The organism is Lacisediminimonas profundi, from assembly GCF_008831265.1.
Classification (GTDB): domain Bacteria; phylum Pseudomonadota; class Gammaproteobacteria; order Burkholderiales; family Burkholderiaceae_D; genus Lacisediminimonas; species Lacisediminimonas profundi.
Genome location: NZ_VTTH01000002.1, coordinates 544,896 through 569,779 on the forward strand (window position 1 = coordinate 544,896; position 24,884 = coordinate 569,779).

At 60.7% G+C, this 24,884-nt stretch carries 22 protein-coding genes; 12 read left to right on the top strand and 10 right to left on the bottom strand.

Annotated features, from left to right (window positions below; genetic code table 11):
- Positions 1-95: 95 nt before the first annotated feature.
- From FVE66_RS08190 to rpsO, 3 genes are all read right to left on the bottom strand, one after another.
- Entirely contained in the window at positions 96-1,076 is a 981-nt protein-coding gene (locus FVE66_RS08190; RefSeq protein WP_151446901.1) for an NAD(P)H-quinone oxidoreductase, read from the bottom strand.
- 169 nt (positions 1,077-1,245) lie between these two features.
- Entirely contained in the window at positions 1,246-3,378 is a 2,133-nt protein-coding gene (pnp, locus tag FVE66_RS08195; RefSeq protein ID WP_151446902.1) for a polyribonucleotide nucleotidyltransferase, read from the bottom strand.
- A 294-nt stretch (positions 3,379-3,672) separates the two neighbouring features.
- Positions 3,673-3,942, bottom strand: coding sequence for a 30S ribosomal protein S15 (gene rpsO / locus FVE66_RS08200; protein ID WP_151446903.1), 270 nt, complete (start codon positions 3,940-3,942; stop codon positions 3,673-3,675).
- Positions 3,943-4,095: 153 nt separating this feature from the next.
- Here rpsO and FVE66_RS08205 point away from each other — a divergent pair, with 153 nt between their 5' ends.
- The gene (locus FVE66_RS08205) at positions 4,096-4,608 is read left to right on the top strand and encodes a hypothetical protein (protein WP_151446904.1); all 513 of its coding nucleotides are present in this window, start codon (positions 4,096-4,098) and stop codon (positions 4,606-4,608) included.
- Positions 4,609-4,659: 51 nt separating this feature from the next.
- Here FVE66_RS08205 and FVE66_RS08210 read toward each other — a convergent pair whose 3' ends face one another.
- From FVE66_RS08210 to FVE66_RS08235, 6 genes are all read right to left on the bottom strand, one after another.
- On the bottom strand, positions 4,660-6,201 hold the full coding sequence (locus tag FVE66_RS08210) for a 2-isopropylmalate synthase (protein ID WP_151446905.1): 1,542 nt from the start codon (positions 6,199-6,201) through the stop codon (positions 4,660-4,662).
- A 275-nt stretch (positions 6,202-6,476) separates the two neighbouring features.
- A complete protein-coding gene (gene pssA / locus FVE66_RS08215; RefSeq protein ID WP_151446906.1) occupies positions 6,477-7,346 on the bottom strand; it encodes a CDP-diacylglycerol--serine O-phosphatidyltransferase in 870 nt (289 codons plus the stop codon).
- A gap of 163 nt (positions 7,347-7,509) precedes the next feature.
- A complete protein-coding gene (locus tag FVE66_RS08220; RefSeq protein ID WP_151446907.1) occupies positions 7,510-8,256 on the bottom strand; it encodes an SIMPL domain-containing protein in 747 nt (248 codons plus the stop codon).
- A 110-nt stretch (positions 8,257-8,366) separates the two neighbouring features.
- Positions 8,367-9,383, bottom strand: coding sequence for a ketol-acid reductoisomerase (gene ilvC, locus FVE66_RS08225; protein WP_151446908.1), 1,017 nt, complete (start codon positions 9,381-9,383; stop codon positions 8,367-8,369).
- A 69-nt stretch (positions 9,384-9,452) separates the two neighbouring features.
- Entirely contained in the window at positions 9,453-9,944 is a 492-nt protein-coding gene (gene ilvN, locus FVE66_RS08230) for an acetolactate synthase small subunit (RefSeq protein ID WP_151446909.1), read from the bottom strand.
- A gap of 2 nt (positions 9,945-9,946) precedes the next feature.
- Positions 9,947-11,662, bottom strand: coding sequence for an acetolactate synthase 3 catalytic subunit (locus FVE66_RS08235; protein ID WP_151446910.1), 1,716 nt, complete (start codon positions 11,660-11,662; stop codon positions 9,947-9,949).
- Between the two features lie 511 nt (positions 11,663-12,173).
- On the opposite strand from FVE66_RS08235, the gene FVE66_RS08240 reads away from it, so the two are divergent.
- The 11 genes from FVE66_RS08240 (at position 12,174) to FVE66_RS08290 (ending at position 23,422) form a co-directional block, all read left to right on the top strand.
- Entirely contained in the window at positions 12,174-12,743 is a 570-nt protein-coding gene (locus tag FVE66_RS08240) for an RNA polymerase sigma factor (RefSeq protein WP_151446911.1), read from the top strand.
- Positions 12,740-13,144, top strand: a complete 405-nt coding sequence (locus FVE66_RS08245) for a DUF3619 family protein (RefSeq protein ID WP_151446912.1) — start codon at positions 12,740-12,742, stop codon at positions 13,142-13,144. The genes FVE66_RS08240 and FVE66_RS08245 overlap by 4 nt, the downstream gene beginning before the upstream one ends.
- A gap of 8 nt (positions 13,145-13,152) precedes the next feature.
- Complete coding sequence (locus FVE66_RS08250) at positions 13,153-13,989, top strand: DUF3106 domain-containing protein (RefSeq protein ID WP_151446913.1); 837 nt, start codon at positions 13,153-13,155, stop codon at positions 13,987-13,989.
- 27 nt (positions 13,990-14,016) lie between these two features.
- The gene (locus FVE66_RS08255) at positions 14,017-14,484 is read left to right on the top strand and encodes an RDD family protein (RefSeq protein ID WP_277753160.1); all 468 of its coding nucleotides are present in this window, start codon (positions 14,017-14,019) and stop codon (positions 14,482-14,484) included.
- A 97-nt stretch (positions 14,485-14,581) separates the two neighbouring features.
- Positions 14,582-16,792: a CHASE2 domain-containing protein gene (locus tag FVE66_RS08260; protein WP_151446915.1), complete on the top strand. Its 2,211-nt coding sequence runs from the start codon at positions 14,582-14,584 to the stop codon at positions 16,790-16,792.
- Positions 16,793-16,805: 13 nt separating this feature from the next.
- A complete protein-coding gene (locus FVE66_RS08265) occupies positions 16,806-17,573 on the top strand; it encodes a 3',5'-cyclic-nucleotide phosphodiesterase (RefSeq protein ID WP_151446916.1) in 768 nt (255 codons plus the stop codon).
- Positions 17,574-17,576: 3 nt separating this feature from the next.
- Positions 17,577-18,650 (top strand): cyclic nucleotide-binding domain-containing protein, encoded by a 1,074-nt coding sequence (locus FVE66_RS08270; RefSeq protein ID WP_151446917.1) that lies wholly within the window; start codon positions 17,577-17,579, stop codon positions 18,648-18,650.
- Entirely contained in the window at positions 18,647-21,016 is a 2,370-nt protein-coding gene (locus FVE66_RS08275; RefSeq protein WP_151446918.1) for a GspE/PulE family protein, read from the top strand. The genes FVE66_RS08270 and FVE66_RS08275 overlap by 4 nt, the downstream gene beginning before the upstream one ends.
- 74 nt (positions 21,017-21,090) lie before the next feature.
- The gene (locus FVE66_RS08280; protein ID WP_151446919.1) at positions 21,091-22,053 is read left to right on the top strand and encodes an alpha/beta fold hydrolase; all 963 of its coding nucleotides are present in this window, start codon (positions 21,091-21,093) and stop codon (positions 22,051-22,053) included.
- Positions 22,054-22,128: 75 nt separating this feature from the next.
- Entirely contained in the window at positions 22,129-22,794 is a 666-nt protein-coding gene (locus tag FVE66_RS08285) for a TetR/AcrR family transcriptional regulator (protein WP_151446920.1), read from the top strand.
- Positions 22,795-22,825: 31 nt separating this feature from the next.
- On the top strand, positions 22,826-23,422 hold the full coding sequence (locus tag FVE66_RS08290) for an LOG family protein (RefSeq protein ID WP_151446921.1): 597 nt from the start codon (positions 22,826-22,828) through the stop codon (positions 23,420-23,422).
- 71 nt (positions 23,423-23,493) lie between these two features.
- Here the strand turns inward: FVE66_RS08290 and FVE66_RS08295 are convergent, their stop codons facing one another.
- Positions 23,494-24,735 (bottom strand): cystathionine gamma-synthase family protein, encoded by a 1,242-nt coding sequence (locus FVE66_RS08295; RefSeq protein WP_151446922.1) that lies wholly within the window; start codon positions 24,733-24,735, stop codon positions 23,494-23,496.
- Positions 24,736-24,884: the final 149 nt, after the last annotated feature.

The window sequence follows — 24,884 nt, forward strand, 5'->3', positions numbered from 1 at the left end:
TGAATGGCCTGTTTCCCCGCTCCTCAGGCTGGCGAGAAGCCTGGCGAGCGGATCCAGATCAGGACAGATCCGCGCAGCAGCTGCTCGCCAGGCTGTTATTGCACTTGCAGCATGATCTTGCCGATATGGGTACTGCTTTCCATCAAGGCATGGGCGGCGGCGGCCTGGTCGAGCGGGAAGGTCTTGTAAATGACCGGCTTGACCTTGCCCGATTCGAGCAGCGGCCAGGCGTGCTGCACCAGCTTCCTTGCGATCGCCGCCTTGAAAGCGACCGGACGCGGACGCAGCGTCGAGCCGGTCAGCGTGATACGCCGGCGCAGGATATGGCCAAGGTCGATCTGGGCCTTGGCGCCACCCAACAGTGCAATCAGCACAATGCGGCCGTCGTCGGCGGTGCAGCGAATCTCCCGATTGATATAGTCGCCGCCAACCATGTCCAGCACCACATCGGCCCCGCGGCCATTGGTCAGCGTCTTCACGACTTCCGCGAAATCTTCGGTCTTGTAGTTGATGCCCCGCTCGGCGCCCAACTGCTCGCAGGCGCGGCATTTGTCGTCACTGCCAGCGGTGGCAAACACGCGATGCCCCATGGCGGCGGCGAGTTGTATCGCAGCGACGCCGATGCCTGAGGTTCCGCCCTGCACCAGCAGGACTTCGCCTTCGGCGAGTTGTCCGCGATCGAACACGTTGCTCCAGACAGTAAAGAGGGTTTCCGGCAAGGATGCGCCTTCAACCGCGCTCAGGCCTTTTGGCAGGGGCAGGCACTGCTCCAGTGGCGCAGCGCAATACTCGGCATAGCCCCCGCCCTGCACCAGCGCACAGACCATGTCGCCTTTTTTCAATGCGCTGCCGGACAGGTCGCCATCGACGATTTCGCCAGCAACTTCAAGCCCCGGCAAGTCGGATGCACCGGGCGGAACCGGATAATTACCGGTGCGCTGGAACACGTCCGGGCGGTTCACTCCCGCCGCGTGGACCTTGATCAAAATCTCGCCCGCCTTCAGGGTTGGAATCGGACGGTCGCACAATTGCAGGACCTCGGGTCCACCGGGCTGGACGATCTCTATTGCACGCATGAAGCATCCTTTCATGTAAAGAGTGGCATTGTAAGCGCAGAGGGCGATCCATGCGCATCATCGGGGCCACTGCAGGTCCACTGCGGCAGCAAGCGCCCTCCCCTCCAGCGCAAAAAAAAACCCGGAACAAGATTCCGGGTTTTTCCTGAAGCTACAGGCAGGCAGCCAATCAGACTGGCTGCTGCGCCGGCTGTTCGCCAGCTTCCGCTGCCGCTGCCTTCATCGACAGCTTGAGACGGCCGCGGTCATCGGTCTCGATGACCTTGACGCGAACTTGCTGGCCTTCCTTCAGGTAGTCGGCAACGGCGTTGACACGCTCGTTGGCGATCTGGCTGATGTGCAGCAGTCCGTCCTTGCCAGGAATGACCTGGACGATGGCGCCGAAGTCGAGCAACTTGAGCACTGTGCCTTCGTAGACCTTGCCCACTTCAACTGAAGCAGTCAGTTCTTCGATGCGGCGCTTGGCTTCCTGGCCAGCAGCTGCATCAACCGAAGCGATGGTGACAACGCCTTCATCGCTGATGTCGATCTGCGTACCGGTTTCCTCGGTCAGCGCGCGGATGACTGCGCCGCCCTTGCCGATCACGTCGCGGATTTTTTCCGGATTGATCTTGACGGTGATCAGGCGCGGCGCAAAGCTCGACAACTCGCCCTTGCCAGTCGGCACGGCTTCCTGCATTTTCGACAGGATATGGATGCGGCCTTCCTTGGCCTGGGCCAGTGCGACCTGCATGATTTCCTTGGTGATGCCCTGGATCTTGATGTCCATCTGCAGCGCGGTAATGCCGTTGGCGGTACCAGCCACCTTGAAGTCCATGTCGCCCAGGTGATCTTCATCACCGAGGATGTCGGACAGGACGGCGAAACGGTTGCCTTCCTTGATCAGGCCCATCGCGATGCCAGCAACGTGCGATTTCATCGGCACGCCGGCATCCATCAGGGCCAGGCAGCCGCCGCAGACCGATGCCATCGACGACGAACCGTTCGATTCGGTGATTTCCGATACCAGGCGCACCGAGTAGCTGAACTCGTCAGCAGCAGGCAGGGCAGCGATCAATGCGCGCTTGGCCAGGCGGCCGTGGCCGATCTCGCGCCGCTTGGGCGTGCCGACGCGGCCGGTTTCACCGGTAGCGAACGGAGGCATGTTGTAATGGAGCATGAAGCGGTCGCTGTACTCGCCCATCAGGGCGTCGATCTTCTGCTCGTCACGGGCAGTGCCGAGCGTGGCAACAACCAGCGCCTGGGTTTCGCCACGGGTGAACAGTGCCGAACCGTGAGTACGCGGCAGCACGCCGGTACGGATCGAGATCGGGCGCACGGTGCGGGTGTCGCGACCGTCGATACGCGGCTCGCCTTCGAGGATCTGCGAACGGACGATCTTTGCTTCCAGGTCGAACATGATATTGCCAACAGCAGTGCTGTCGGCAGCGGGCGTGCCGTTGGCGGCAGCTTGCTCTGCAAGTCCGGCGCTGACGGCAGCCGAAACTTCTTTCAGGCGCGCGGTGCGTGCCTGCTTGTCCTTGACCTGATAGGCATCGCGCAGCTTGGCTTCAGCCAGTTGCGTGACAGCCGAAATCAGGGCTTCATTGCGGGCTGGCGGCGCCCACTGGACTTCCGGCTTGCCACCGTCACGGACCAGTTCATGGATCGCGTCGATCACCGCTTTCATTTGCTCGTGGCCGTAGACCACTGCACCCAGCATGACCTCTTCCGACAGCTCGCTGGCTTCCGATTCCACCATCAACACGGCTTGTTCGGTACCGGCGACGACCAGGTTGAGCTGCGACGTCGCCAATTGGGCAACGGTCGGGTTCAACAGGTACTGGCCATCGACATAGCCGACGCGCGCAGCACCGATCGGGCCGTTGAAAGGAAGACCGGCGACGCACAAGGCGGCCGACGTTCCGATCATTGCCGCGATGTCAGGATCGATTTCCGGATTCACGGAGAGAACGTGCACGATGACCTGCACTTCGTTCATGTAACCCTCGGGGAACAGCGGGCGGATCGGACGATCGATCAGGCGCGATGTCAGGGTTTCCTTCTCGGAGGGACGTCCCTCGCGCTTGAAGAAGCCACCCGGGATACGACCGGCAGCATAAGTTTTTTCAACGTAGTCCACGGTCAGGGGGAAGAAATCCTGGCCGGGTTTGGCATCCTTGCGCGCAACGACGGTCGCGAGGACAACGGTGTCTTCGATGGAGACGAGTACGGCTCCGGACGCCTGGCGGGCGATCTCGCCCGTTTCCAGTGTGACCTGATGCTGGCCATACTGGAAGGTTTTGGTAACTTTATTGAACACTGGGCTTCCTTTCTATTTTTGCCGACAGAATTTCAGGCGCTGTCGTTCACCTCACCACAGAAGCAGGCGCCGGACGATACCGGCAGCAGGCTTCTCAATTCGGCTTTTTCACTTCAACTACTGACTTCGGATTCTCAGTTCACCTGCTCACTTCACTTGCTCACTTCACTTGCTCACTTCGCCTGCTCACTTCGAATTCATTGCGGCCTTACAAAACACAAAATGCCTGCATCAGATTCCTGAAGCAGGCACTTTGAGCGTATTGCGAAGCAGTACAAAGAATGGACTGCAGGATTACTTGCGCAGACCCAGCTTTTCGATCAGCGCGCGGTAGCGGGTTGCATCCTTGCGCTTCAGGTAGGTCAACAGGCTCTTGCGGCGATTGACCATCATGATCAGTCCGCGACGGGAGTGGTGATCCTTGCTATGCGCCTTGAAATGCGAGTTCAGCTCGTTGATGCGAGCGGTCAGCAGTGCCACCTGGACTTCGGGAGAACCCGTATCATTGGTGCCACGGGCGTTGTCCGCGATAATACTGGCTTTGTTGCTTTTTTCGATCGTCATGATGATTACCTTTCACATGCGGTGCGAGGAGAAATTGACGAAACCCCAACACACCGTGACTGACATTAATGAAACCTGGTCAAAGACCAGACCGCGGAGTATAGCGGAATTCGCCCGCTATTCAAACACTTGGCGCCATCAAAGGAGTACTGCATGCGATTCACCCCTCTAATTCGTTATTTCCTGCTGGCATCGGCCGCAATCCTGGCCTCTGCCTGCAGCGTACTGGCGCCGCCATCGGTGGCTCCCGGCGAAAGCGAGGCTGCGGTCGTGTCCCGCATGGGCCGTCCCACCGCAATCTACCAGGACGGCCCCGATCGGCTGCTGGAATACCGGACCAATCCGGGCGGACAGAATACCTGGATGGTCAGGCTCGATGAATCGGGCCGGGCCAAAAGCATCGAGCAGGTGCTGACAGTCGAGAAATTTTCGACTGTCCGGGTCGACCAGGACAAGAAGGTCGATGTCCTGCGCAAGGTCGGCGCGCCGTTCGAGACTTCCTACCTGAATCTTCCGGACCTGGAGGTGTGGACCTACATGTACCTGGAAAACGGGGTCTGGGATTCGCTGATGCACATCCACTTCGACCGCAGCGGCACGGTGAAGATGCTGATGAATGCACCGGATTTGTGGCGGCGGCCGAATCCGGGGGCGTTCGGCAACTAGCACAACCGGGCAATGCAGGGCGGATCAGGAATGGCCTGACCCGCCCTCTTTTCAGATCTGCGGATTGAGCTTCTCGTTCTTTGACTGCAGCTTGTTGAGCGCGGAAAGATAAGCCTTGGCCGAGGCGACCACGATGTCGAGGTCGGCGCCGACGCCATTCACGATACGCCCGCCCTTCGACAGGCGCATCGTCACCTCACCTTGCGACTGCGTGCCGGTGGTGATTGCATTCACCGAAAACAGCAGCAATTCCGCCTGGCTGGCCGCCTTCGATTCGATCGCATTCACGATCGCATCGACCGGCCCGTTCCCCTCCCCGTCGCAGCTCACTTCCGCTCCGTCCATCGAGAACGTGACGCGCGCTGTCGGCTTTTCGCCGGTTTCCGAATGCTGCGACAGCGATACGAAACGATAGAACTCGTTGCCGTGCGCATGTTCCTCGTCCGACACCAGGGCGATGATGTCCTCGTCGAAAATCTCCGACTTGCGATCCGCCAGCTCCTTGAAGCGGAGGAAGGCGGCGTTCACGTCCGCTTCCGATTCGAGGGTGATATTCAGCTCTTCCAGGCGCTGCTTGAATGCATTGCGTCCCGACAGCTTGCCGAGCACGATCTTGTTGGCAGCCCAGCCGACATCCTCGGCGCGCATGATCTCGTAAGTGTCGCGCGCCTTGAGCACGCCGTCCTGGTGGATTCCGGATGCATGGGCAAAGGCATTCGCGCCGACCACTGCCTTGTTGGGCTGGACCGCAAAACCGGTGATCTGCGACACCAGCTTGGATGCCGGAACGATCTGCGTGGTGTCGATGTTGAGCGCCAGGTTGTAGTAATCCTTGCGGGTGCGGATGGCCATCACGATCTCTTCCAGCGCCGTGTTGCCGGCGCGCTCGCCAAGACCGTTGATGGTGCACTCGACCTGGCGCGCGCCGCCTATCATCACGCCGGCCAGCGAATTGGCTGTAGCCAGTCCGAGATCGTTATGACAGTGGACCGACCAGATCGCCTTGTCCGAATTGGGGATGCGCTCGCGCAGGGAGCGAATCATGGCGCCGTATTGTTCCGGCACCCCGTAGCCCACCGTATCGGGCACGTTGATGGTGGTAGCGCCCTCGGCAATCACTGCCTCCAGCACCCGGCACAGGAAATCCGGCTCCGAGCGGCTGCCGTCTTCCGAGCTGAACTCGACATCATCGGTGAACTGGCGGGCAAAACGCACTGCGAGCCGCGCTTGCTCGTAGACCTGGTCCGGCGACATCCGCAGCTTCTTTTCCATGTGCAAGGGCGAGGTTGCCAGGAAGGTGTGGATCCGCTTGCGCTGCGCCGGCGCCAGCGCCTCTGCCGCGCGGGCGATATCCTTGTCATTGGCGCGCGACAGCGAGCAAACGGTCGAATCCTTTATCAGGCCCGCAATCGACCGGATGGAATCGAAGTCCCCCTGCGAGGCGGCAGCGAATCCGGCTTCGATCACATCGACGCCCAAGCGCTCCAGCTGCTTGGCGATACGGATTTTTTCTTCCCTGGTCATCGATGCGCCGGGGGATTGCTCGCCGTCGCGCAAGGTGGTGTCGAAAATGATCAATTTGTCTGCGGCCATGCTGGGCTCCTTGGATGAATTCGAAAAGTTTGTCGTTGAATGGTATTTCGCCTGCCCTTGCTTGATTCAGCATGAGCGCGGGACTGCACGAATTGGGGGGGAAGGGGTATCTGCGCGTTAGCGCAGTAGGTCGAGCGATAGCAGCAGGCCGGCCAGCGGGCTGCTGCTCAAGAACAATGCAGATTGGGGAAACATGCGTGACATGAAAAAAACTATAAGCGGAAATCAATATTTTCGCAACCGCTGATTTTCCGCCCGTGATTTTCCGTCCATCTTCAATCCAGTCCCTCTCCTTTTCCGTTCCCTGTTTCAATGATGCTGACCGGCCTGCCCTTGGCCAGCCGCCAGAAATAGACCGCAAAGCCCGACACGCCGTAGAGGACAAAGAGTCCGAACAAGACCTTGGGCGGATCGCTCGACACCGCAACGAAGATCAGCACGATCACGAAGACTGCGATGAAAGGCACCGACTTCCTGTAATTCACATCCTTGAAGCTGTAGAAGGGAACGTTGGACACCATGGTCAGCCCGGCGTAGAGGGTGATGGCCCATGTATACCAGCTCAGGTCGGTGCCGGCAAAGCGCAGGTCGTCCATCAACCAGACGAAGCCAGCCACCAGCGCCGCTGCCGCCGGGCTGGGCAAGCCCTGGAAAAAACGCTTGTCGACCACGCCGATGTTCGTATTGAAACGGGCCAGGCGCAGCGCCGCGCCGGCGCAGTACACGAATGCCGCCAGCCACCCCCACTTGCCGAGGCCAAGCAACGACCATTCATAGACCACCAGTGCCGGCGCAGCACCGAAGGACACCATGTCCGCCAGGCTGTCATATTCGGCGCCGAATGCGCTTTGCGTATTGGTCAGGCGCGCCACCCGGCCATCGATCGCATCGAGCAGCATGGCAGCAAAGATCGCGATTGCCGCCTGGTCGAACTTCAAGTTCATCGCCATGACGATCGCGAAAAATCCGCAGAACAAGCCGGCAGTGGTAAACGCGTTGGGAAGCAGGTAGATGCTGCGGCTGCGCAATGTCGGTTGTACCGCATCCGCCGAGTCGAGCGTCGGCCGGCGCAACGAGTGCCTGAATGCGCGAGCGGCTTTTGCCGGGGTGCCACCTTTGGCTTTGCGACGGTTGAACGATGACATGAGATATTCCGTTTCGCTAATGCAGGTTCAGAGCTGGAGAATGATGTGATGCGGTGTGATGCGGATAGTTGGTCAACGCTTCTCCATTGGATCGGGCCGAAGCCCCGGGACGACCGCTATTCTAGACGAGCGGGCATCAAAAATGATGCTGCATGGCTAATAATCAACGGAACTTGAAGCGACCGACCACGCGCATCTGCAGCGTCGTTTCGCCAGGTTCGAAACTCGGCTCCTCTACTGCGGCCGGCGCCGACGCCGCGGCGCGCATCAGCGTTTTCTGAGCCGCCAGTTCCGGCGCGTAGTTTCCCGAGCCTTCGAAATCGATGGTGTCGAGCACCGCATCGCCCGGCGCGCGACCCATGGCACGGGCGATGGCACCTATCCGCTCACCCAGGTTGGCATAGGCGGCAGCAATACGCTGTTCGTCCAGCTTGCGGCGTGCCGTGTCGCTGAGTCCGAAATTCAGGCTGCTGATGGCCAGCACCGACTGGGCGCTGGCAACCATGGTGGGCAGGGCCGCCAGGTTGGTGGTGGTGACATCGAGGTACTGCCCGACACGCCAGCCGACCAACTGGCGCGTGCGCGCCTGGGCCGGACGTGCTGGTGCCTCGTCGGCATAAACTGGGAAGCTGTAGTAGCCCCGCGTCTTCAAGCGGGCGGAAGGATCTTCGCGGCGCACGATTTCGGTGCCGCGCTTCATCTTCGCGTTGACCCGCGATGCCGCCTGGGACTTGTCCTTGTCCTGCTCTTCGACCATCAGCACCAGGTGTGCCTCGTTGTTGGCCTGCTTCACCTCGCCATAGGCGGGAATCACGACCGTGGCGCCGGCGGTCTGGGGGCCGGATTGCGCATGGGCGATCGGGGAGGAAAGCAGGAGCAACGCCACGGCAATGCTGCGTAAGTGGTTCATTTCAGCCTCTCAATGAAACGGGGGCACGAATGCCCCCGTTTTTTCACGACCGACGGCACGCGATGCCGCAAAAAAGCTGCACCTGCGTGCAGCTTTCACGCCGAAAGAACTTAGTTCTTCGACTGGTCAACCAGCTTGTTTTTCGCGATCCACGGCATCATTCCGCGCAGCACGCCACCAACCTGCTCGATCTGATGCTCGGCGTTAAGACGACGACGCGAGATCAGCGTCGGAGCGCCGGCCTTGTTCTCGAGGATGAAGCTCTTGGCGTACTCGCCGGTCTGGATGTCCTTCAACACCTGGCGCATGGCGTTCTTGGTGTCTTCGGTGACGATGCGCGGACCGGTCACGTACTCGCCGTATTCGGCGTTGTTCGAGATCGAGTAGTTCATGTTGGCGATGCCGCCCTCGTAGATCAGGTCGACGATCAGCTTGAGCTCGTGCAGGCATTCGAAATAGGCCATTTCGGGCGCATAACCGGCTTCCACCAGCGTCTCGAAACCAGCCTTGATCAGTTCGACGGCACCGCCGCACAGGACAGCCTGCTCGCCGAACAGGTCGGTCTCGGTCTCTTCACGGAAGTTGGTTTCGATGATGCCGGCACGGCCGCCGCCGTTTGCCATTGCGTACGACAGGGCGATGTCACGGGCGAAGCCGGACTTGTCCTGGTAGACAGCGACCAGGTGCGGCACGCCGCCACCCTGGGCATAGGTCGAACGCACGGTATGACCCGGTGCCTTCGGCGCAATCATGATCACGTCGAGATCGGCGCGCGGCACGACCTGGCCATAATGGACATTGAAGCCGTGTGCGAATGCCAGCGTTGCGCCTTCCTTGATGTTCGGTGCAACGTTCTCGTTGTACACCTGGGCGATGTTCTCGTCCGGCAGCAGGATCATGACCACGTCCGCGGCCTTGACTGCTTCGTTCACGTCGGCGACGTTCAGGCCGGCGTTCTTGGCCTTGTTCCAGGAGGCGCCGCCCTGGCGCAGGCCAACGGTGACCTTGCAGCCGGAGTCGTTCAGGTTCTGCGCATGTGCATGGCCTTGCGAGCCGTAACCGATGATGGTGACGTTCTTGCCTTTGATGAGGGAAAGGTCACAGTCCTTGTCGTAAAAAACTTTCATTGTTCTTCCTGATGAGTTGGCGTTGCGTTGTTTGGTTGATGCTGCTGCTGTTTCTGGTACTTGTCCGGGTCAGACCTTGAGGATGCGCTCGCCACGCCCTATGCCCGATCCGCCTGTGCGGACGGTCTCGAGTATCGAGGCGCGATCGATCGAATCGATGAACGCATCCAGCTTGGACTTGTTGCCGGTCAGTTCGATCGTGTAGGTCTTCTCCGTGACGTCGATGATGCGGCCACGGAAAATATCCGCAGTGCGCTTCATCTCCTCACGCTCCTTGCCGACCGCCCTTACCTTGATCAGCATGAGTTCGCGCTCGATATGAGCGCCTTCGGTGAGGTCGACCACCTTGATCACCTCGATCAGGCGATTCAGGTGTTTGGTGATCTGTTCGATCACGTCGTCCGAGCCGGTGGTAACGACCGTCATCCGGGACAGCGTCGGATCCTCGGTCGGTGCCACAGTGAGGGTTTCGATGTTGTAACCGCGGGCGGAAAACAGTCCCACCACGCGCGACAACGCGCCGGCTTCATTTTCGAGGAGGACGGAAACTATATGTCGCATGATTACAGGTCCTCCGATCCGAGCAGCATTTCAGTAAGGCCTTTGCCCGCCTTGACCATCGGCCAGACGTTTTCGGTCTGGTCGGTGATGAAGTTCATGAACACCAGCCTGTCCTTCATGCCGAATGCTTCGCGCAACGCGCCATCGACATCGCCCGGTTTTTCGATCTTCATGCCGACATGGCCATAGGATTCGGCCAGCATGGTGAAGTCCGGGAGCGAATCCATGTAGGACTCGGAATAACGCGAGCCATAGTCAATCTGCTGCCACTGCCTGACCATGCCGAGGAAACGGTTGTTCAGCAGGATGATCTTCGGCGTCAGGTGATATTGCTTGCAGGTGGCGAGCTCCTGTATGCACATCTGGATCGAGGCTTCGCCGGTAATGCAGGCCACCGTCGCGCCCGGATTCGCCATCTGCACGCCCATCGCGTACGGCAGGCCTACGCCCATGGTGCCGAGGCCCCCGGAATTCACCCAACGACGTGGCTTGTCGAAGCCGTAGTACTGTGCAGCCCACATCTGATGTTGGCCGACATCCGATGTGACGAAGGCGTCGCCGCCGGTGATATCCCACACCTTCTGGATCACCGACTGCGGCTTGATGACCTCATCCGAGGGCGTGAAGCGCAGGCATTCGCGGCCGCGCCATTCGTTGATCTGCTGCCACCATGCCGACAATGCCTTGGGATTGGGCTTGGTTTCGGCAGCTTCGAGTTGGGCCAGCAGCTCCTGCAGCACGTCTTTCACGTTGCCGACAATCGGGATGTCGACCTTCACCCGCTTCGAAATCGAAGACGGATCGATGTCGATGTGAATGATCTTGCGCGGATTGGAGCTGAAATGCTTCGGATTGCCGATCACGCGGTCGTCGAAACGGGCGCCGATGGCAATCATCACGTCCGAGTGCTGCATCGCCATGTTGGCTTCGTAGGTGCCATGCATTCCGGGCATGCCGACGAACTTGTCGCTCGATGACGGATAGGCGCCCAGCCCCATCAGGGTGTTGGTGCACGGATAGCCGAGCAAGTCGACCAAGCGGTTCAGTTCTTCAGATGCGTTGGCAAGGATCACGCCGCCGCCCGTATAAATCATCGGCCGCTCGGCCGACAGCAGCAGCTGCACCGCCTTGCGGATCTGGCCGGAATGGCCCTTCTCGACTGGTTTGTACGAGCGCATTTCCAGCTGCTTCGGATATTCGAAGGCGCAGCGCTGTATGGTGACGTCCTTGGGAATGTCGACCAGCACCGGGCCGGGACGCCCGGTAGTGGCGATGTAGAACGCTTTCTTCATCGTCATCGCCAGGTCCTTCACATCCTTCACCAGGAAGTTGTGCTTGACGCACGGACGGGTGATGCCGACCGTGTCGCACTCCTGGAAGGCGTCCAGTCCGATCGCGGCCGTGGGCACCTGGCCGGAAATGACGACCATTGGAATCGAGTCCATGTAGGCAGTCGCCAGGCCCGTCACCGCATTGGTGACGCCTGGGCCGGAGGTGACGATCGCCACGCCGACCTTGGTCGAGCTGCGCGAATAGGCGTCGGCCGCATGGATGGCGGCTTGTTCGTGCCGCACGAGGATATGCTGGAATTTATCCTGGTTGAAGATGGCGTCGTAGATATACAGGACAGCGCCACCAGGATAGCCGAAGACGTGTTCGACACCTTCTTCAGCAAGACAGCGCACGACGATCTCTGCGCCGGTAAGTTCGGTACTCATTGCCACTTCCTTTCAAGGTCCATAGGAGATTGATCGGATGCTCTCTCCTTGCGAAACCCTTCCAGTGGCGAAGTCGCCGGTATCCCTTTTCTGTGCGTTGACGCCAACCCGTCCTCGCATCGTTAAATGCGATTCCGATTGGCGCTTGTCGCGACTCGTTCAACCGAAGTTACTGCGTTTCCGAAACAGATTTCTCACGCTTTTGGCGTGGGTTAGAGCAAACAGCTTTCAAATGAAGCGCGTTCCGGCGCAGGCGGCATCATGCGTCGCGCACAACGGAACAGAACCCTTCGAGGTGCGAAGGGAGTGATACGGTAATGCGTCGCACAATTTTGGTCAAGTCAAATCGCCCCCGCGGGCCACGAATCGCTTTTAAAATCAAGCGCTTTAGCCCCATTAATCCGGAAGGTCCCACAGGTTGGCGCATTTTTGCTAGGATTCGGACAAATTTTTGGAACTGCACCTCCGACCCACCTGATTTCGGCAACGCACCGGCAGTCCGCCGCATTGAATGGCAACTGATAAAGAACTTTCCGATTTCCTCGCTGTAGTGGAGCGACGCGCCTTCAAGCAGGCGGTGTACGCTGTCCGAAAGGACGAGTCGGCACTGGACATCGTCCAGGACGCGATGATCAAACTGTCAGAAAAATACGGCGACAAGCCCGCGTCCGAGCTGCCGCTGCTGTTCCAGCGCATACTGCAGAACACCATCCACGACTACTTTCGCCGCGAGAAGGTACGTAACACCTGGGTCAGCCTGTTCTCCAGCATGCGGCCCGCCATGGAGGATCCCGAGAATTTCGACCCACTGGAAACCCTTGAATCCGAGGCCGGGTCGGAAACCTCCGAATCCAGCGAAGACCGCGTGTCACGGGGCCAGGTGCTGAAGGCGATCGACGAGGAAGTACAGAAGCTGCCGACACGTCAACGAGAAGCATTCCTGATGCGTTATTGGGAGGATATGGACGTGGCCGAGACCGCCTCCGCGATGGGTTGCTCTGAAGGCAGCGTGAAAACGCACTGTTCGAGAGCGACTCACGCATTGGCCCAGGCACTCAAGGCAAGAGGATTACAGCTATGAACACCAAGCAGATAAATTTCGCATACAGGGTACGGCACGCCCTGAATGAACAACTCGACAACATGCCGGCGGCCACCACCGACCGGCTGGCAGCGGCGCGGGCGCGGGCGCTGGCGCGCAAGAAACCGGACGCACCCCGGCGCGCATTTGCGACGGAGCATGCCTTCGCCGGCCGTGCCGGCGGCCATTTCGGCGACCGCCTGTCCTGGCTGGCCCGCATGGGCGTGGCGATCCCAATGGTCGTAGTTGCAGCTGGCATTTTCGCGCTCTATCAGTCGGAATCCCAGCGGCGAATCAGCGATTTCGCAGAGATTGATGCCATGGTGCTGGTCGACGAACTGCCCCTGAACGCGTATCTGGACAACGGCTTCAACGCCTATCTTGCCAAAAAGGCCGAGTAGGGAAACCAATGCCCGAGCACGCAACCTCACTTGCCGCCCGCTTGCTGCGGGCGGCCTGCTTTCTGACCATCGCCGCGTTGTTGGCGCCGCAGTCGGCGATTGCGGCTGGCCCGGATGCGACCGCTCCGGTCATCAGTGGCAACACCGCTCCAGCCAGGCAAACATCGTCGCCGGCCACGGCTCCACCCGCTGCGCGCGCAACTGCCAGCACCGGAACCTCGCAACCGACGAAGCCGGTCACCCGCAAACCGGCTGCGCCGGCCGGCCCCTCATGGAACCAGCTAAGCCCACCGCAACAATCCGCGCTGTCCCCGCTGGCCTCCGAGTGGGACACCTTGAGCGCAAACCACAAGACGAAATGGCTGGGTATTGCCAACAAGTTCCCGGCAATGAAGCCCGACGAGCAACAGCGCCTGCAAGACCGGATGCGCCATTGGGCCAAACTGACGCCCGAACAACGCCGTGTAGCCCGTGAAAGCTACGCCCGCGCCAAGAAGCTGAATCCATCGGAAAAGACGGAACAGTGGCAGCAGTACCAGCAGTTGCCCGAGGACCAGAAGAAGAAGCTGGCGGCTGAAGCTGCCGCGAAGAAACGGGTCACGGCGATCCCGCCCCCATCCCAGCATGCCAAGGGAAGAGTCACGCCACCGTCCAAATCCACACTGAAATCCACGCTGGACAAGGACCAGACCAGCGCGGGGAGGCCAGCAATCAGCCCGGCAGGTGCTCCCGCAAGCCCTGCTGTGTCCGCAAAGCCAGCCACCCCCGCTACGCCGGCCGGCGTGCCCGCCCCGGCTCCTTCCCGTCCGGCGGCCACCCCCGCCAACATGGCTCCTGCCCGGTAAGTACGCTTGGATCTCGTTGCCCCACCCCTGAAAACGCGCCTCGCCTGCATGCTGTATGAGTCAATGCTGGTGCTCGGCCTGGTATTCGGCGCCGGCCTGCTGTTTTCGGTTGTAATGCAGCAGCGGCATGCGCTGTTCCTTCGGGGCGGCATGCAGGCCTGGCTCTTTTTCATCATGGCGATGTATTTCGTCTGGTTCTGGTCACACGGTCGGCAGACGCTGCCAATGAAGACCTGGTACATCCGCCTGGTGGACCGCTTCGGACAACCAGTCGGCTATGGACGGGCACTGTTGCGCTACCTTCTGTGCTGGCTATGGGTCCTGCCCGGCCTGATCCTTGTCTACCTCCTGGGCACGAAACACTGGATGTCCGTGCTGATTCCCGCAGCCAACATGGCTCTCTGGGCGCTCACCATCTACCTTGATCCCCAGCGGCAGTTCCTGCACGACAGGATCGCCGGGACCCGTCTGGTCCGGGTTGCTGCCCCCACCTGACCTGCACCCCAGACACCCTCACCCGGATATCTGATTGCACCGGAGCAAGAACCGGCTCAGAATGAGTTGTTCGCATGTTAATGGGCCCGGGGTCCCTTTGAAAAAAAAGCTCGCTCGATTCCTTCCCGGACTGATCATCCTGGCACTGCTGCTGGCGCATGCCGCCCGGGTGCTGGAGTTGCCATTCGTCAGTTCGCTCGATCAGGTGGTCTACGACATCAAGTTACGGGCCACGATGCCCAATACGGTCGACGACCGGGTGGTGATTCTCGATATCGACGAAAAGAGCCTGGCCGAGGTCGGCCGCTGGCCCTGGCGGCGCGACCGGATGGCGCAGCTGGTCAACACGCTGTTCGATCGGTATCAGGTCAGTCTGCTGGGCTTTGACATCGTGCTGGCCGAGCCCGACGACAGTTCAGGGCTGAAGACTCTGGAACAACTGGGGCGACGCGAACTGAAGGACAACCCGCAATTCCAGGCGGCATTCCGGACGCTGCGCCCGCAACTCGATGTCGACCAGGTCTTTGCCGATGCCTTGCGCAATCGGCCGGTCATCCTGGGCTATTACTTCGCCAACGAAGGCGTCAGCAATGGCGCCCTGCCGCCGCCGGCATTGACGCCACAAGCTCTGGGCGGACAAGCGATACGAATCTCCGGCTGGAAAAATTTCGGCGCCAACCTCCGGCAATTCCAGGCAAATGCATTGGGCGCGGGCCATTTCAATCCCATCATCGACACTGATGGCAGGGTGCGCCGGGTGCCGCTGCTGGTCGAGCATCAGGGCGCCTATTACGAATCCTTTTCACTGGCGATGCTGCGGGCCATGCTGGGAAATCCCCGCCTCGCCCCGGGCCTGGCGCTGGAAGATGCCTATGCATCGGTCGAATGGATCGACCTGGTCGGCCAGCAAGGCCTGTTGCGACGCATTCCGGTCGATGCCAACGTGGCCGCCCTGATCCCCTATCGCGGATACCAGCGCAGCTTTCATTACTATTCCGCCGCTGACGTCCTGGCCAATCGGATACCGCCCGAACTCCTGAAAGGCCGCGTCGTGATTGTCGGCACGTCGGCTCCCGGCCTGCGCGATTTGCGCAACACGCCGGTCGGCGAGGTCTATCCCGGGATGGAGGTACATGCCAACCTGATCGCCGGCATGCATGATGGCGCCGTCCTGGAAAAGCCGCAGTATGTGGATGCGATCGAGCTGCTGTTGCTGCTGCTGGTCGGCGCAGCAATGATCTTCCTGCTGCCATGGCGTGCGCCGCTGCGCGCCACCATCGCCACATTGGCGCTGCTGGCGGCCATGGCGGGCCTCAATCTCGCCGCATGGCACGGCGGGATGGTGCTGCCGCTGGCATCGCTGCTGCTGCTGATTTCGACGATATTCGTGCTCAACATGTCGTGGGGCTTTTTCGTCGAATCGAAGGCCAAGCGGCAGATCACCCAGCGCTTTGGCCAATACGTGCCGCCGGAACTGGTCGACAAGATGAGCCGCGATCCTGGCAGTTACAGCATGGCAAGCCGCAAGGCGCATCTCACGGTGCTGTTTTCCGATGTGCGCGGCTTCACCACGATTTCGGAAGGCATGGAGCCAGAAGCCCTGGCTCAGCTGATGAACGAATACCTGACCGAGATGACGCTGGTCATCCGGCAGCACCATGGTACGCTTGACAAGTATATCGGCGATGCCATCGTCGCATTCTGGGGAGCGCCCGTCGCCGACCCGGAGCACGCCCGTCATGGCGTGCTCACTGCGCTGGCAATGCAACAGGCGCTGACCGGACTCAACCTGCGCTTTCGCGCGCGTGGCTGGCCTGATGTGGCCATCGGGATCGGACTCAACACCGGCAACATGACGGTCGGCGACATGGGTTCCAGCATCCGGCTCGCCTACACGGTAATGGGAGATGCGGTCAATCTCGGCGCCCGGCTGGAAGCCAAGACCAAGGAATACGGCGTCGGCATCATGGCCGGTGCGGCGACGATGGAGGCGGTTCCCGAGGTCGTGTTTCGCGAGCTGGATTGCGTGCAGGTGAAGGGCAAGATGGAACCGACCACGATTTACGAGCCGATCGCACTGGCGAGTGAAATCGCGCCGTCCCTGCGTGACGATCTTGCGATCTGGTCGCAGACGCTGGCGGCATACCGGGCACGCGACTGGGACCAGGCGGAAGCGGGCCTGGCCGCCCTCTCGGGCCGCCATCCCGGGCAGAGGCTGTATCAGCTGTACCAGGAGCGGATCGCCGCTTTTCGTGCCGAGCCGCCGCCTGCCGACTGGAATGGCGTTACGCGTTTTGACAGCAAATAGGACAGGAAAGCGAATGATAGTGAAGGTTCTCGGTTGCAGCGGCGGAATTGGCGGCAGGCATTTGCATACCACGTCGATGCTGGTGGATAACGACATCCTGATCGATGCAGGTACCGGCGTGGGCGAACTCACGATTGCCGAACTCGCGATGGTTGACCATGTGTTCCTGACCCACTCGCACCTGGACCATATCTGCTGCCTGCCCTTCATCGTCGATACTGTCGGCGAGATGCGCAACCGGCCGCTGGTCGTATATGCGAGCAAGGCGACCGAAGAAATCATCCGCTCGCACATCTTCAACTGGGCCATCTGGCCCGACTTCACCACGATCCCGGACTCCGCCAATCCGTACATGCGCTTCGAGACCGTGGAAGTTGGCGATACGGTCCGACTGAATGGCCGCAAGATCACGGTGCTGCCCGCCCGCCACACTGTGCCGGCCGTCGGCTACCAGCTCGACAGCGGCCAGGGAAGCCTCGTATTTACCGGCGACACCACTGTCAATGACGACTTCTGGCGGGTGGTCAACACGATTCCCCAACTGCGTTACCTGATCATAGAGACGGCCTTCTCGAACAGCGAGCGAAGACTGGCCGAACTCTCCAAGCACCTTTGCCCCAGCATGCTCGCCAATGAACTCCAGAAGCTGCAAAGCCAGCCCGAGATCTTCATCACCCACCTGAAGCCCGGGCAAATCGAGCTGACCATGCGCGAGATCGCCGAGTACATCGGCGACTACAAGCCACGCATGCTCCAGAACAACCACTGCTTCGACTTCTAGCCCATGCACATAGACCCGATCGAGCAGTTACGACAGCATGCATCGCTAAACCCGCTGTCCGAAGGGGGATTGCAGGAAATATCCCGCCTGGGCCGGATCGTGGCTTTCCCGCGCGGCACCAACCTGCTGGCGCAGGACCAACTCGAGCGCTGCACGTTCTACCTTCTCGGCGGACAACTGCGCGTGGCCTCGGTCAGGAATGGCGGCGAGGTCATGGTCGGCAGCACCAGCTCGTCGGCCGCGCTGCGCAAGGGTCGCGACCTGCTGCTGGCCGAGGCCATCACCGAGGTCAATCTGCTCTGCATCGAGACCAACATTCTGGACGTCACCCTGATCTGGGACCAGCTCATCCATGCGCCCGCCAGCCCCCGCACCAGTCACACTGATGCCAGTCACAAGCATCGTGCGCCCGGGACAGTGTCCGCGCATTTGCTGGGCGGCGCGCTGGCCGCACTGACTCCGGATCGAATCGCCCTCCTGCTTGAGCGCTTCGAACCAGTCGAGGCGCTGCGCGGCCAGGCCGTGGTCCGCGAGGGCGATCCAGGCGACCATTACTACGTGATCGACGCCGGCCGCTGCCTGGTTACGCGGCGTATCGGCGAGACCGTGAGCGAACTGGCCGAGCTGCGCCCGGGCGACGGTTTTGGCGAAGAGGCCTTGCTAGGCGACGGGCTGCGCAACGCGACCGTCACGATGCAGAGCGACGGGCGGCTCTACCGCCTGGCGCGCGCTGACTTCGACGCCTTGCTGAAGGATCCGCTGCTGCGCGAGCTGACGCTGGAACAGGCGATGGCAAAAAAGGAGAGCGCGATCTGGATCGACGTTCGCTTCCCGAGCGAGTACAAACGCGACAAGCTGCCTTGGGCCATCAACGTTCCGCTTGGCGAGATCCGGCATACCTTCAGCGTGCTCGACAGGTCCGGTGAATACGTCATCTACTGCCATAACGGCCGGCGCAGCGCGGCCGCCGCTTTCCTGTTGGCGCAGTCCGGATTCAAAGCCTGGGTGCTGCATGACGGACTCGAGTCCTTTGCTGCGACGGCACCAACAGCACATGATGGAAAAGAAGTGAAATGAGCACCGTACTTTTGACCCCCGTCCCTGCCGCTGGCCACGACGTCCTGGCCCGGCTGGAATTTTCCAGGAAACTGCAGCAGGTCACGAACAAGATCCACGCCACCAGCAACCTCGACGAGATCATGCTGGACCTGTCGCAAGATATCTCCAGCCTGTTCAACTGCGACCGTCTCACACTGTACGCAGTCAGTGAAGACAAGCAATTCATCGTCTCCAAGATCAAGACTGGCCTGAACGCGTTCAACAGCCTCAAGCTGCGCATTTCCGAGACCAGCATCGCGGGCCACGTTGCGCTGTTCAAGAAAACGCTGCGCATCGTTGACGTCTACGACGACGACGAACTCGGACGGATATCACCCAGCCTGCACTTCCTGCGTGAAGTCGACAAGAAGACCGGCTATCGCACCCGGCAAATGCTGGTCGCGCCGCTGGTCAATCCGCAGAATGACGAGCTGGTCGGCGTGATACAGCTGATCAACAACAAGGATGGCGGCCCGTTCAGCGATGTTGCCGAGGAAGGTGTCAACGAGCTCTGTGCGACCCTGGTGATCGCGTTCGCCCAGCGGCTCAAGCCGCCGGTGGCAGTGCGGACAAAATACGACCCTCTGGTCGAGGCCGCCGTCATCTCCGGACCGGAGTTCGAACTTGCCACCCGCTCGGCCCGACGGCAGAACGCCGACATACAAGACATCCTGGCCAATGAGTTCCAGGTGCCGCTTGCCGCGATCGGCGAAGGCTTGGCGAAATTTTTCAGCGTTCCCTATGAGCCGTTCAAGCCCGAGCGAATCAAACCGCTGGACCTGCTGCGCAACCTCAAGCGCGATTTCGTCGAACAGAACCAGTGGCTGCCGGTCGAAGACAGCAAGGAGGGCATGATCATCCTCGCCACCGATCCGGAGCAAGTCCGCAGCGCACGCATGGTGCAGAACATCTTCCCGAAAGCGAAGCTGAGCTACTGCGTCACCACAAACCAGGAATTCGTGAAGACGCTCGACCAGTTCTACGGCGCCGTCGATGATCCGACCTCGGTCGACGATCTCCTGTCCGACATGGAGGACGGCAGCGACGAGGAAGGCGACACATCGGCCACCGACATTTCCGCCGCGGCGGAGAATGAGCTGGTCAAGCTGGTCAACAAGATCATCGTCGACGCCTACCGCCAGGGCGCATCGGATATCCACATCGAGCCTGCGCCCGGCAAGGGCAAGACCGTGATCCGCTTTCGCAAGGACGGCGGGCTTGAGCCCTACATCGAAATTCCGGCGAGCTATCGCAACGCCCTGCTGGCGCGCATCAAGATCATGTGCGACCTCGACATATCCGAACGCCGCAAGCCGCAAGACGGCAAGATCAAGTTCAGGAAGTACGGTCCGCTGGACATCGAACTGCGGGTTGCGACGATTCCCTCCGCCGGTGGCGTCGAGGACGTGGTCATGCGTATCCTCGCCGCGGGCGAGCCGATCCCGCTGGACAAACTGGGCGTGCTGCCGCACAACCTGGATCGCCTCAAGCAGGTGATCGAGAAGCCTTACGGCCTGTTCTTCGTCTGCGGCCCGACCGGCTCCGGCAAGACCACCACCCTGCATTCCGTGCTGGCCTGGCTGAACAAGCCTGACACCAAGATCTGGACCGCGGAGGATCCGGTCGAGATCACGCAGAAGGGCCTGCGGCAGGTGCAGGTCAATCGCAAGGCAGGGCTGGACTTTGCCACCGTGATGCGCGCCTTCCTGCGCGCAGATCCGGACATCATCATGGTCGGCGAGATGCGCGACAAGGAAACCGTGTCGATCGGCCTTGAAGCATCGCTGACCGGCCACCTGGTGCTGGCGACCCTGCATACCAACAGCGCCCCGGAATCCATTGTCCGCCTGCTCGACATGGGCATGGATCCCTTCAACTTTGCCGATGCGCTTCTCGGCGTGCTGGCGCAGCGCCTGGCCAAACGACTGTGCAGCAATTGCCGCGAAGCCTACACCCCGGACGAGGCCGAACTGAAGAGCATGCTGGGTGAGTATTGTGAAGAGCTGATGAACACGGAACATTTCCGGCAGGATCCGAAGAATGCGGTACAGGAAGTGCTGCTGCGCTGGACCGAGGACTACGCCGACGCCGATGGCAACTTCAAGCTCTACCGTGCCGTCGGTTGCGACAAATGCAACAAGGGCTACAAGGGCCGCCTTGGCCTGCATGAGTTGATGGTGGGCAGCGACAGTATCAAGAAGCTTTTGCAGGAACGGGCGCGGGTGTCACAATTGCTGGCCGGCGCCCTGCAGGACGGCATGCTGACGCTGAAGATGGATGGCATCGAGAAAGTCCTGGCCGGACTCACCGACATGAAACAGGTACGCCAGGTCTGCATCAAATAAGCTGGAATTCCGGATGCGGCCGCGCTTCACGGCGCCCGCCCCCTTCAAAGCCACCAACCACTGCGCAGCACAACGTGCAACCGAAAAGAGCAACGCCAGGAGCGGTCCGGCGCGCCACGCGCGTCTTGCTGGTGCTGCAGGCTTGCGCGGTGCTCGGCATCTACATTGCAGCGATCCGCTTTCTCGATGTGAACAGTCCCTTCCTTGCGCTCGTCGGCGGGATTGCCTGCGTCCTGCTGCTGCGCCTGCTGATCGTCGGCAATAATTTCGTGCTGGCGGTGTTCTACCAGAGCCCGACGCCGCCGGAACACCGGCTGGGCTGGACCGGGCTGCTTCGCCTGTTCTTCCACGAGTACGCGTCCAGCATGGCGAGCTCGTCCTGGACCATGGCTTTTCGCAGCTTCGACAAACGCGCTTTCAGCAATCCGGCCGGACTGCCAGTGCTGCTGATTCACGGCTACGGCTGCAATAGCGGCTACTGGCATGCGATGAGCCGTGTGCTTGTCCACGCCAGGATCACGCACTATGCGGTGGACCTGGAGCCGGTATTTTCCGACATTGACGGCTTCGTTCCGCAGGTGCATGAAGCGGTCCAGCGCGTGTGCCGGGAAACTGGCGCAGCGCAGATCATCCTGCTTGCCCACAGCATGGGCGGGCTGGTCGCCAGGGCCTACCTGCGCGATCATGGCAGCGAGCATATCCGCAAGGTGATCACGCTTGGCACGCCGCACCAGGGAACCGGCCTGGCAAATTTCGGGCTCGGCCCGAACTCTCGGCAGATGCGCTGGACCGGCCGGGCCGACAAGGGGCAAGCGAGCCAATGGCTGCAGCGGCTGGAAGCCCGGGAAGACAAACAGCGCCGCAGCCTGTTCGTTTCCATCTACTCCCATCACGACAACATCGTGTCGCCCCAGCAATCGTCGCGCTTGCCGGATGCGACCAACATCGAATTCAACGGCATCGGCCATGTCGCGCTGGGCATGTCCCCGGCGATTCACCAGGCGGTGGTCGCGGAGATCCTGCGGGCATCGCAATGACGCGCGGACATGCCTGCCCGCAAGGGATGCGGGTGTTATGCTCTGCCTCAACTGAACCAGCAGGAAATGCCGACGATGTCCATCAAAGCCCCGCGCCGTACCCGGGACCGCATACTTGAACTGTCGCTGCGCCTTTTCAATGAATTCGGCGAGCCGAGTACCACCACCAGCATGATTGCCGACGAGATGAAAATATCGCCCGGCAATCTCTACTACCATTTCCGGAACAAGGAAGACATCGTCAATTCGCTGTTTACCGAATTCGAGGTCGAAATCAACCGGATGCTGACGGTTCCGGAAACCCGCAGGCCGAATCTGGAAGACGTCTGGCTGTACCTGCACCACATGTTCGAACTGGCATGGCGCTACCGCTTCTTTTACCGGGACTTGTCCGACCTGCTGTCGCGCAACCGGACCCTCGAACTGCATTTCAAGAAAATCCTGGCGCACGAAATCAATATCGCGCGCGGGCTTTGCGACGGTCTGCGCGAGCAGAACGAACTGGAGGCGGATCAACGGGCCATCGAAGCGCTGGCCACCAACATCGTGGTCGTGGCAACCTACTGGCTGTCCTATGAATACGTCCGCAACCCACGACACTATGCCGAGCAACAGATGATGGCTGATGCGCTCGCCCGCGGTTGCTACCAGGTCCTCTCGCTGGTCGGCCCCTACCTGCGCGGGCACAGTGCGGAAATGTATCGGAAACTGGCGGACGAGCACCTGAAAACCATGCCGTGACGACCGGCATCACAATCTTGACGAACCATACATGAAATCAATTTGCGTCTATTGCGGTTCATCCATGGGCAATACCGACCGCTACCCTGCTTCGGCCCGGGCGATGGCGGCCGAACTGGTCCGACAGGGAATATCACTGGTCTATGGCGGCGGCCGGGTCGGCCTGATGGGGGTCATCGCCGACGAAGTGCTGCGACTGGGTGGCGAAGTGACCGGCGTCATACCCGATGCGCTGATGAAGAGGGAAGTCGGACATCACGGCCTGACCAAGCTGCATGTGGTGCGCGACATGCACGAGCGCAAGGCGCTGATGGCAGAACTATCCGATGCTTTCATCGCCCTGCCCGGCGGCATCGGGACGCTGGAAGAACTGTTCGAAACGACCACATGGTCGCAACTTGGCCTGCACGACAAGCCGGTCGGCTTGTTGAATGTGGATGGTTTCTACGATGGCCTGACCGGTTTCATGCAGCACATGGTGACACAGGGGTTTTTACGGCAGGAGCATGCGCAGCTGATGCTGCACGATCCGGATCCGGCGAGCTTGCTGGAAAAAATGCGGACTTTCGTACCGGGGATAGCCAGCAAGTGGCTGGATCAGGCGAGTGCGAAGAAGATTGCGCCTTAGCCCCCTGCTGGCGACGTCAGGCGCAATCCCGTAAAAGCTGCCCGGCCCGGTCCGGGCCCAGGATCAAGTACTCAGGCGCTCAAGGCCTGACGGAAATCCTCGACGATATCTTCCGGATCCTCGATCCCGACCGACACCCGGATCAACGATTCCGCAATCCCCATCTCGGCGCGCCGGGCCTGGCCCATCTCGTAGAAAATCGTGTGCGCAACCGGAATCACCAGCGTTCTGGTGTCGCCCAGGTTGCTGGCCGGGATCGCCAGCTTCAGGCGATTCAGGTAATCGAAGCAATCGATGCCATCCTTCAGCTCGAAGCTGAACAAGCCGCCAAAGGCACGGAACAGGCTGGCCGACAGCGCATGTTGCGGATGCCCGGGCAATCCCGGGTAATGTACCGCTTGCACCCGATCGTCAGCGTCGAGCATGCGCGCCAGCGCCAGCGCATTGGCGCACTCACGCTCGATGCGCAGCGCCATGGTTTCAGAACCCACCGCAATATGGTGCGCGGCTTCCGGCCCCAGCGTTGCGCCAAAGTCGCGCAGCGCCTTGGCCCTGATCTGTGCCATGCCCCACTGCGCCGGCGGATTGCGCCGGTAGCTGTCGGCAATGTTCGGATAGACCGACCAGTCGTAGACCCCGGTGTCCGTCACGCTGCCGCCGAGCGCGATGCCGTGGCCGGCGATCGACTTGGTCAGGGCGTTGATGACCAGTCCCGCGCCGACATCCTTTGGACGGAACAGGTAGGGCGACGTCATCGTGTTGTCCACCACGTAGAGAATGCCGCGCTGGCGGCACAACTCACCGATACGAGCCAGATCGGCCACCTGCGTGCGCGGATTGGCGATGGTTTCGACGAACACCAGCCGGGTCTGCGGCGTCAACGCTGCTTCGACATTCGCCACGTCGGTGGCATCCACCATCGTGACCTTGGGTCCCAGCAGGTTTACGGTCTGCCACAGGCTATTGGTATTACCAAACAGGAAAGCCGATGAAACCACATGGTCGCCCTCTCGCAACAGGGCTTGGGCGACAGCGCCGATGGCCGCCATGCCGGTTGCGAAGCAGATGGTCTGCGCACCATCTTCCATCTTCGTGATCTTGTCTTCGAGGGCACTGACAGTGGGATTGCCCTGGCGCCCGTAGCGGTAACCGGGTTCCTTGCCCTGGAAGACCGAAGCCAGCTTGCGGGCGTCGCTGTAGCCGAACGCCACCGAGGTGTGGATGGGCTTGTGCAGCGAGCCGTGCTCGATAGGATTCTGGCGGTCGCTGTGAAGTATGGTGGTGGTGAAGCCGAACTTTTTATTGGAATTCATCGAAATATCGGGCACGAAGGCGAGTCTGCGCCCTGCCCTCGGTGTGTACAGTTGAACGAGCCGACATCGTAGCGCAATTCAGTACTGCTGAACGAATCGGGATGATGCCCTGCTGCTGGTATTTAAGCGCTGCCGGGCGCCGCATGCAC

What these genes read in the sequence shown, in the direction of transcription:
- FVE66_RS08190 (WP_151446901.1), bottom strand. Translation starts at nt 1,076, where the DNA reads ATGCGTGCAATAGAGATCGTCCAGCCCGGTGGACCCGAGGTCCTGCAA.
- rpsO (WP_151446903.1), bottom strand. Translation starts at nt 3,942, where the DNA reads ATGACGATCGAAAAAAGCAACAAAGCCAGTATTATCGCGGACAACGCC.
- FVE66_RS08205 (WP_151446904.1), top strand. Translation starts at nt 4,096, where the DNA reads ATGCGATTCACCCCTCTAATTCGTTATTTCCTGCTGGCATCGGCCGCA.
- FVE66_RS08210 (WP_151446905.1), bottom strand. Translation starts at nt 6,201, where the DNA reads ATGGCCGCAGACAAATTGATCATTTTCGACACCACCTTGCGCGACGGC.
- pssA (WP_151446906.1), bottom strand. Translation starts at nt 7,346, where the DNA reads ATGTCATCGTTCAACCGTCGCAAAGCCAAAGGTGGCACCCCGGCAAAA.
- FVE66_RS08220 (WP_151446907.1), bottom strand. Translation starts at nt 8,256, where the DNA reads ATGAACCACTTACGCAGCATTGCCGTGGCGTTGCTCCTGCTTTCCTCC.
- ilvC (WP_151446908.1), bottom strand. Translation starts at nt 9,383, where the DNA reads ATGAAAGTTTTTTACGACAAGGACTGTGACCTTTCCCTCATCAAAGGC.
- ilvN (WP_151446909.1), bottom strand. Translation starts at nt 9,944, where the DNA reads ATGCGACATATAGTTTCCGTCCTCCTCGAAAATGAAGCCGGCGCGTTG.
- FVE66_RS08235 (WP_151446910.1), bottom strand. Translation starts at nt 11,662, where the DNA reads ATGAGTACCGAACTTACCGGCGCAGAGATCGTCGTGCGCTGTCTTGCT.
- FVE66_RS08240 (WP_151446911.1), top strand. Translation starts at nt 12,174, where the DNA reads ATGGCAACTGATAAAGAACTTTCCGATTTCCTCGCTGTAGTGGAGCGA.
- FVE66_RS08245 (WP_151446912.1), top strand. Translation starts at nt 12,740, where the DNA reads ATGAACACCAAGCAGATAAATTTCGCATACAGGGTACGGCACGCCCTG.
- FVE66_RS08250 (WP_151446913.1), top strand. Translation starts at nt 13,153, where the DNA reads ATGCCCGAGCACGCAACCTCACTTGCCGCCCGCTTGCTGCGGGCGGCC.
- FVE66_RS08265 (WP_151446916.1), top strand. Translation starts at nt 16,806, where the DNA reads ATGATAGTGAAGGTTCTCGGTTGCAGCGGCGGAATTGGCGGCAGGCAT.
- FVE66_RS08270 (WP_151446917.1), top strand. Translation starts at nt 17,577, where the DNA reads ATGCACATAGACCCGATCGAGCAGTTACGACAGCATGCATCGCTAAAC.
- FVE66_RS08275 (WP_151446918.1), top strand. Translation starts at nt 18,647, where the DNA reads ATGAGCACCGTACTTTTGACCCCCGTCCCTGCCGCTGGCCACGACGTC.
- FVE66_RS08285 (WP_151446920.1), top strand. Translation starts at nt 22,129, where the DNA reads ATGTCCATCAAAGCCCCGCGCCGTACCCGGGACCGCATACTTGAACTG.
- FVE66_RS08290 (WP_151446921.1), top strand. Translation starts at nt 22,826, where the DNA reads ATGAAATCAATTTGCGTCTATTGCGGTTCATCCATGGGCAATACCGAC.
- FVE66_RS08295 (WP_151446922.1), bottom strand. Translation starts at nt 24,735, where the DNA reads ATGAATTCCAATAAAAAGTTCGGCTTCACCACCACCATACTTCACAGC.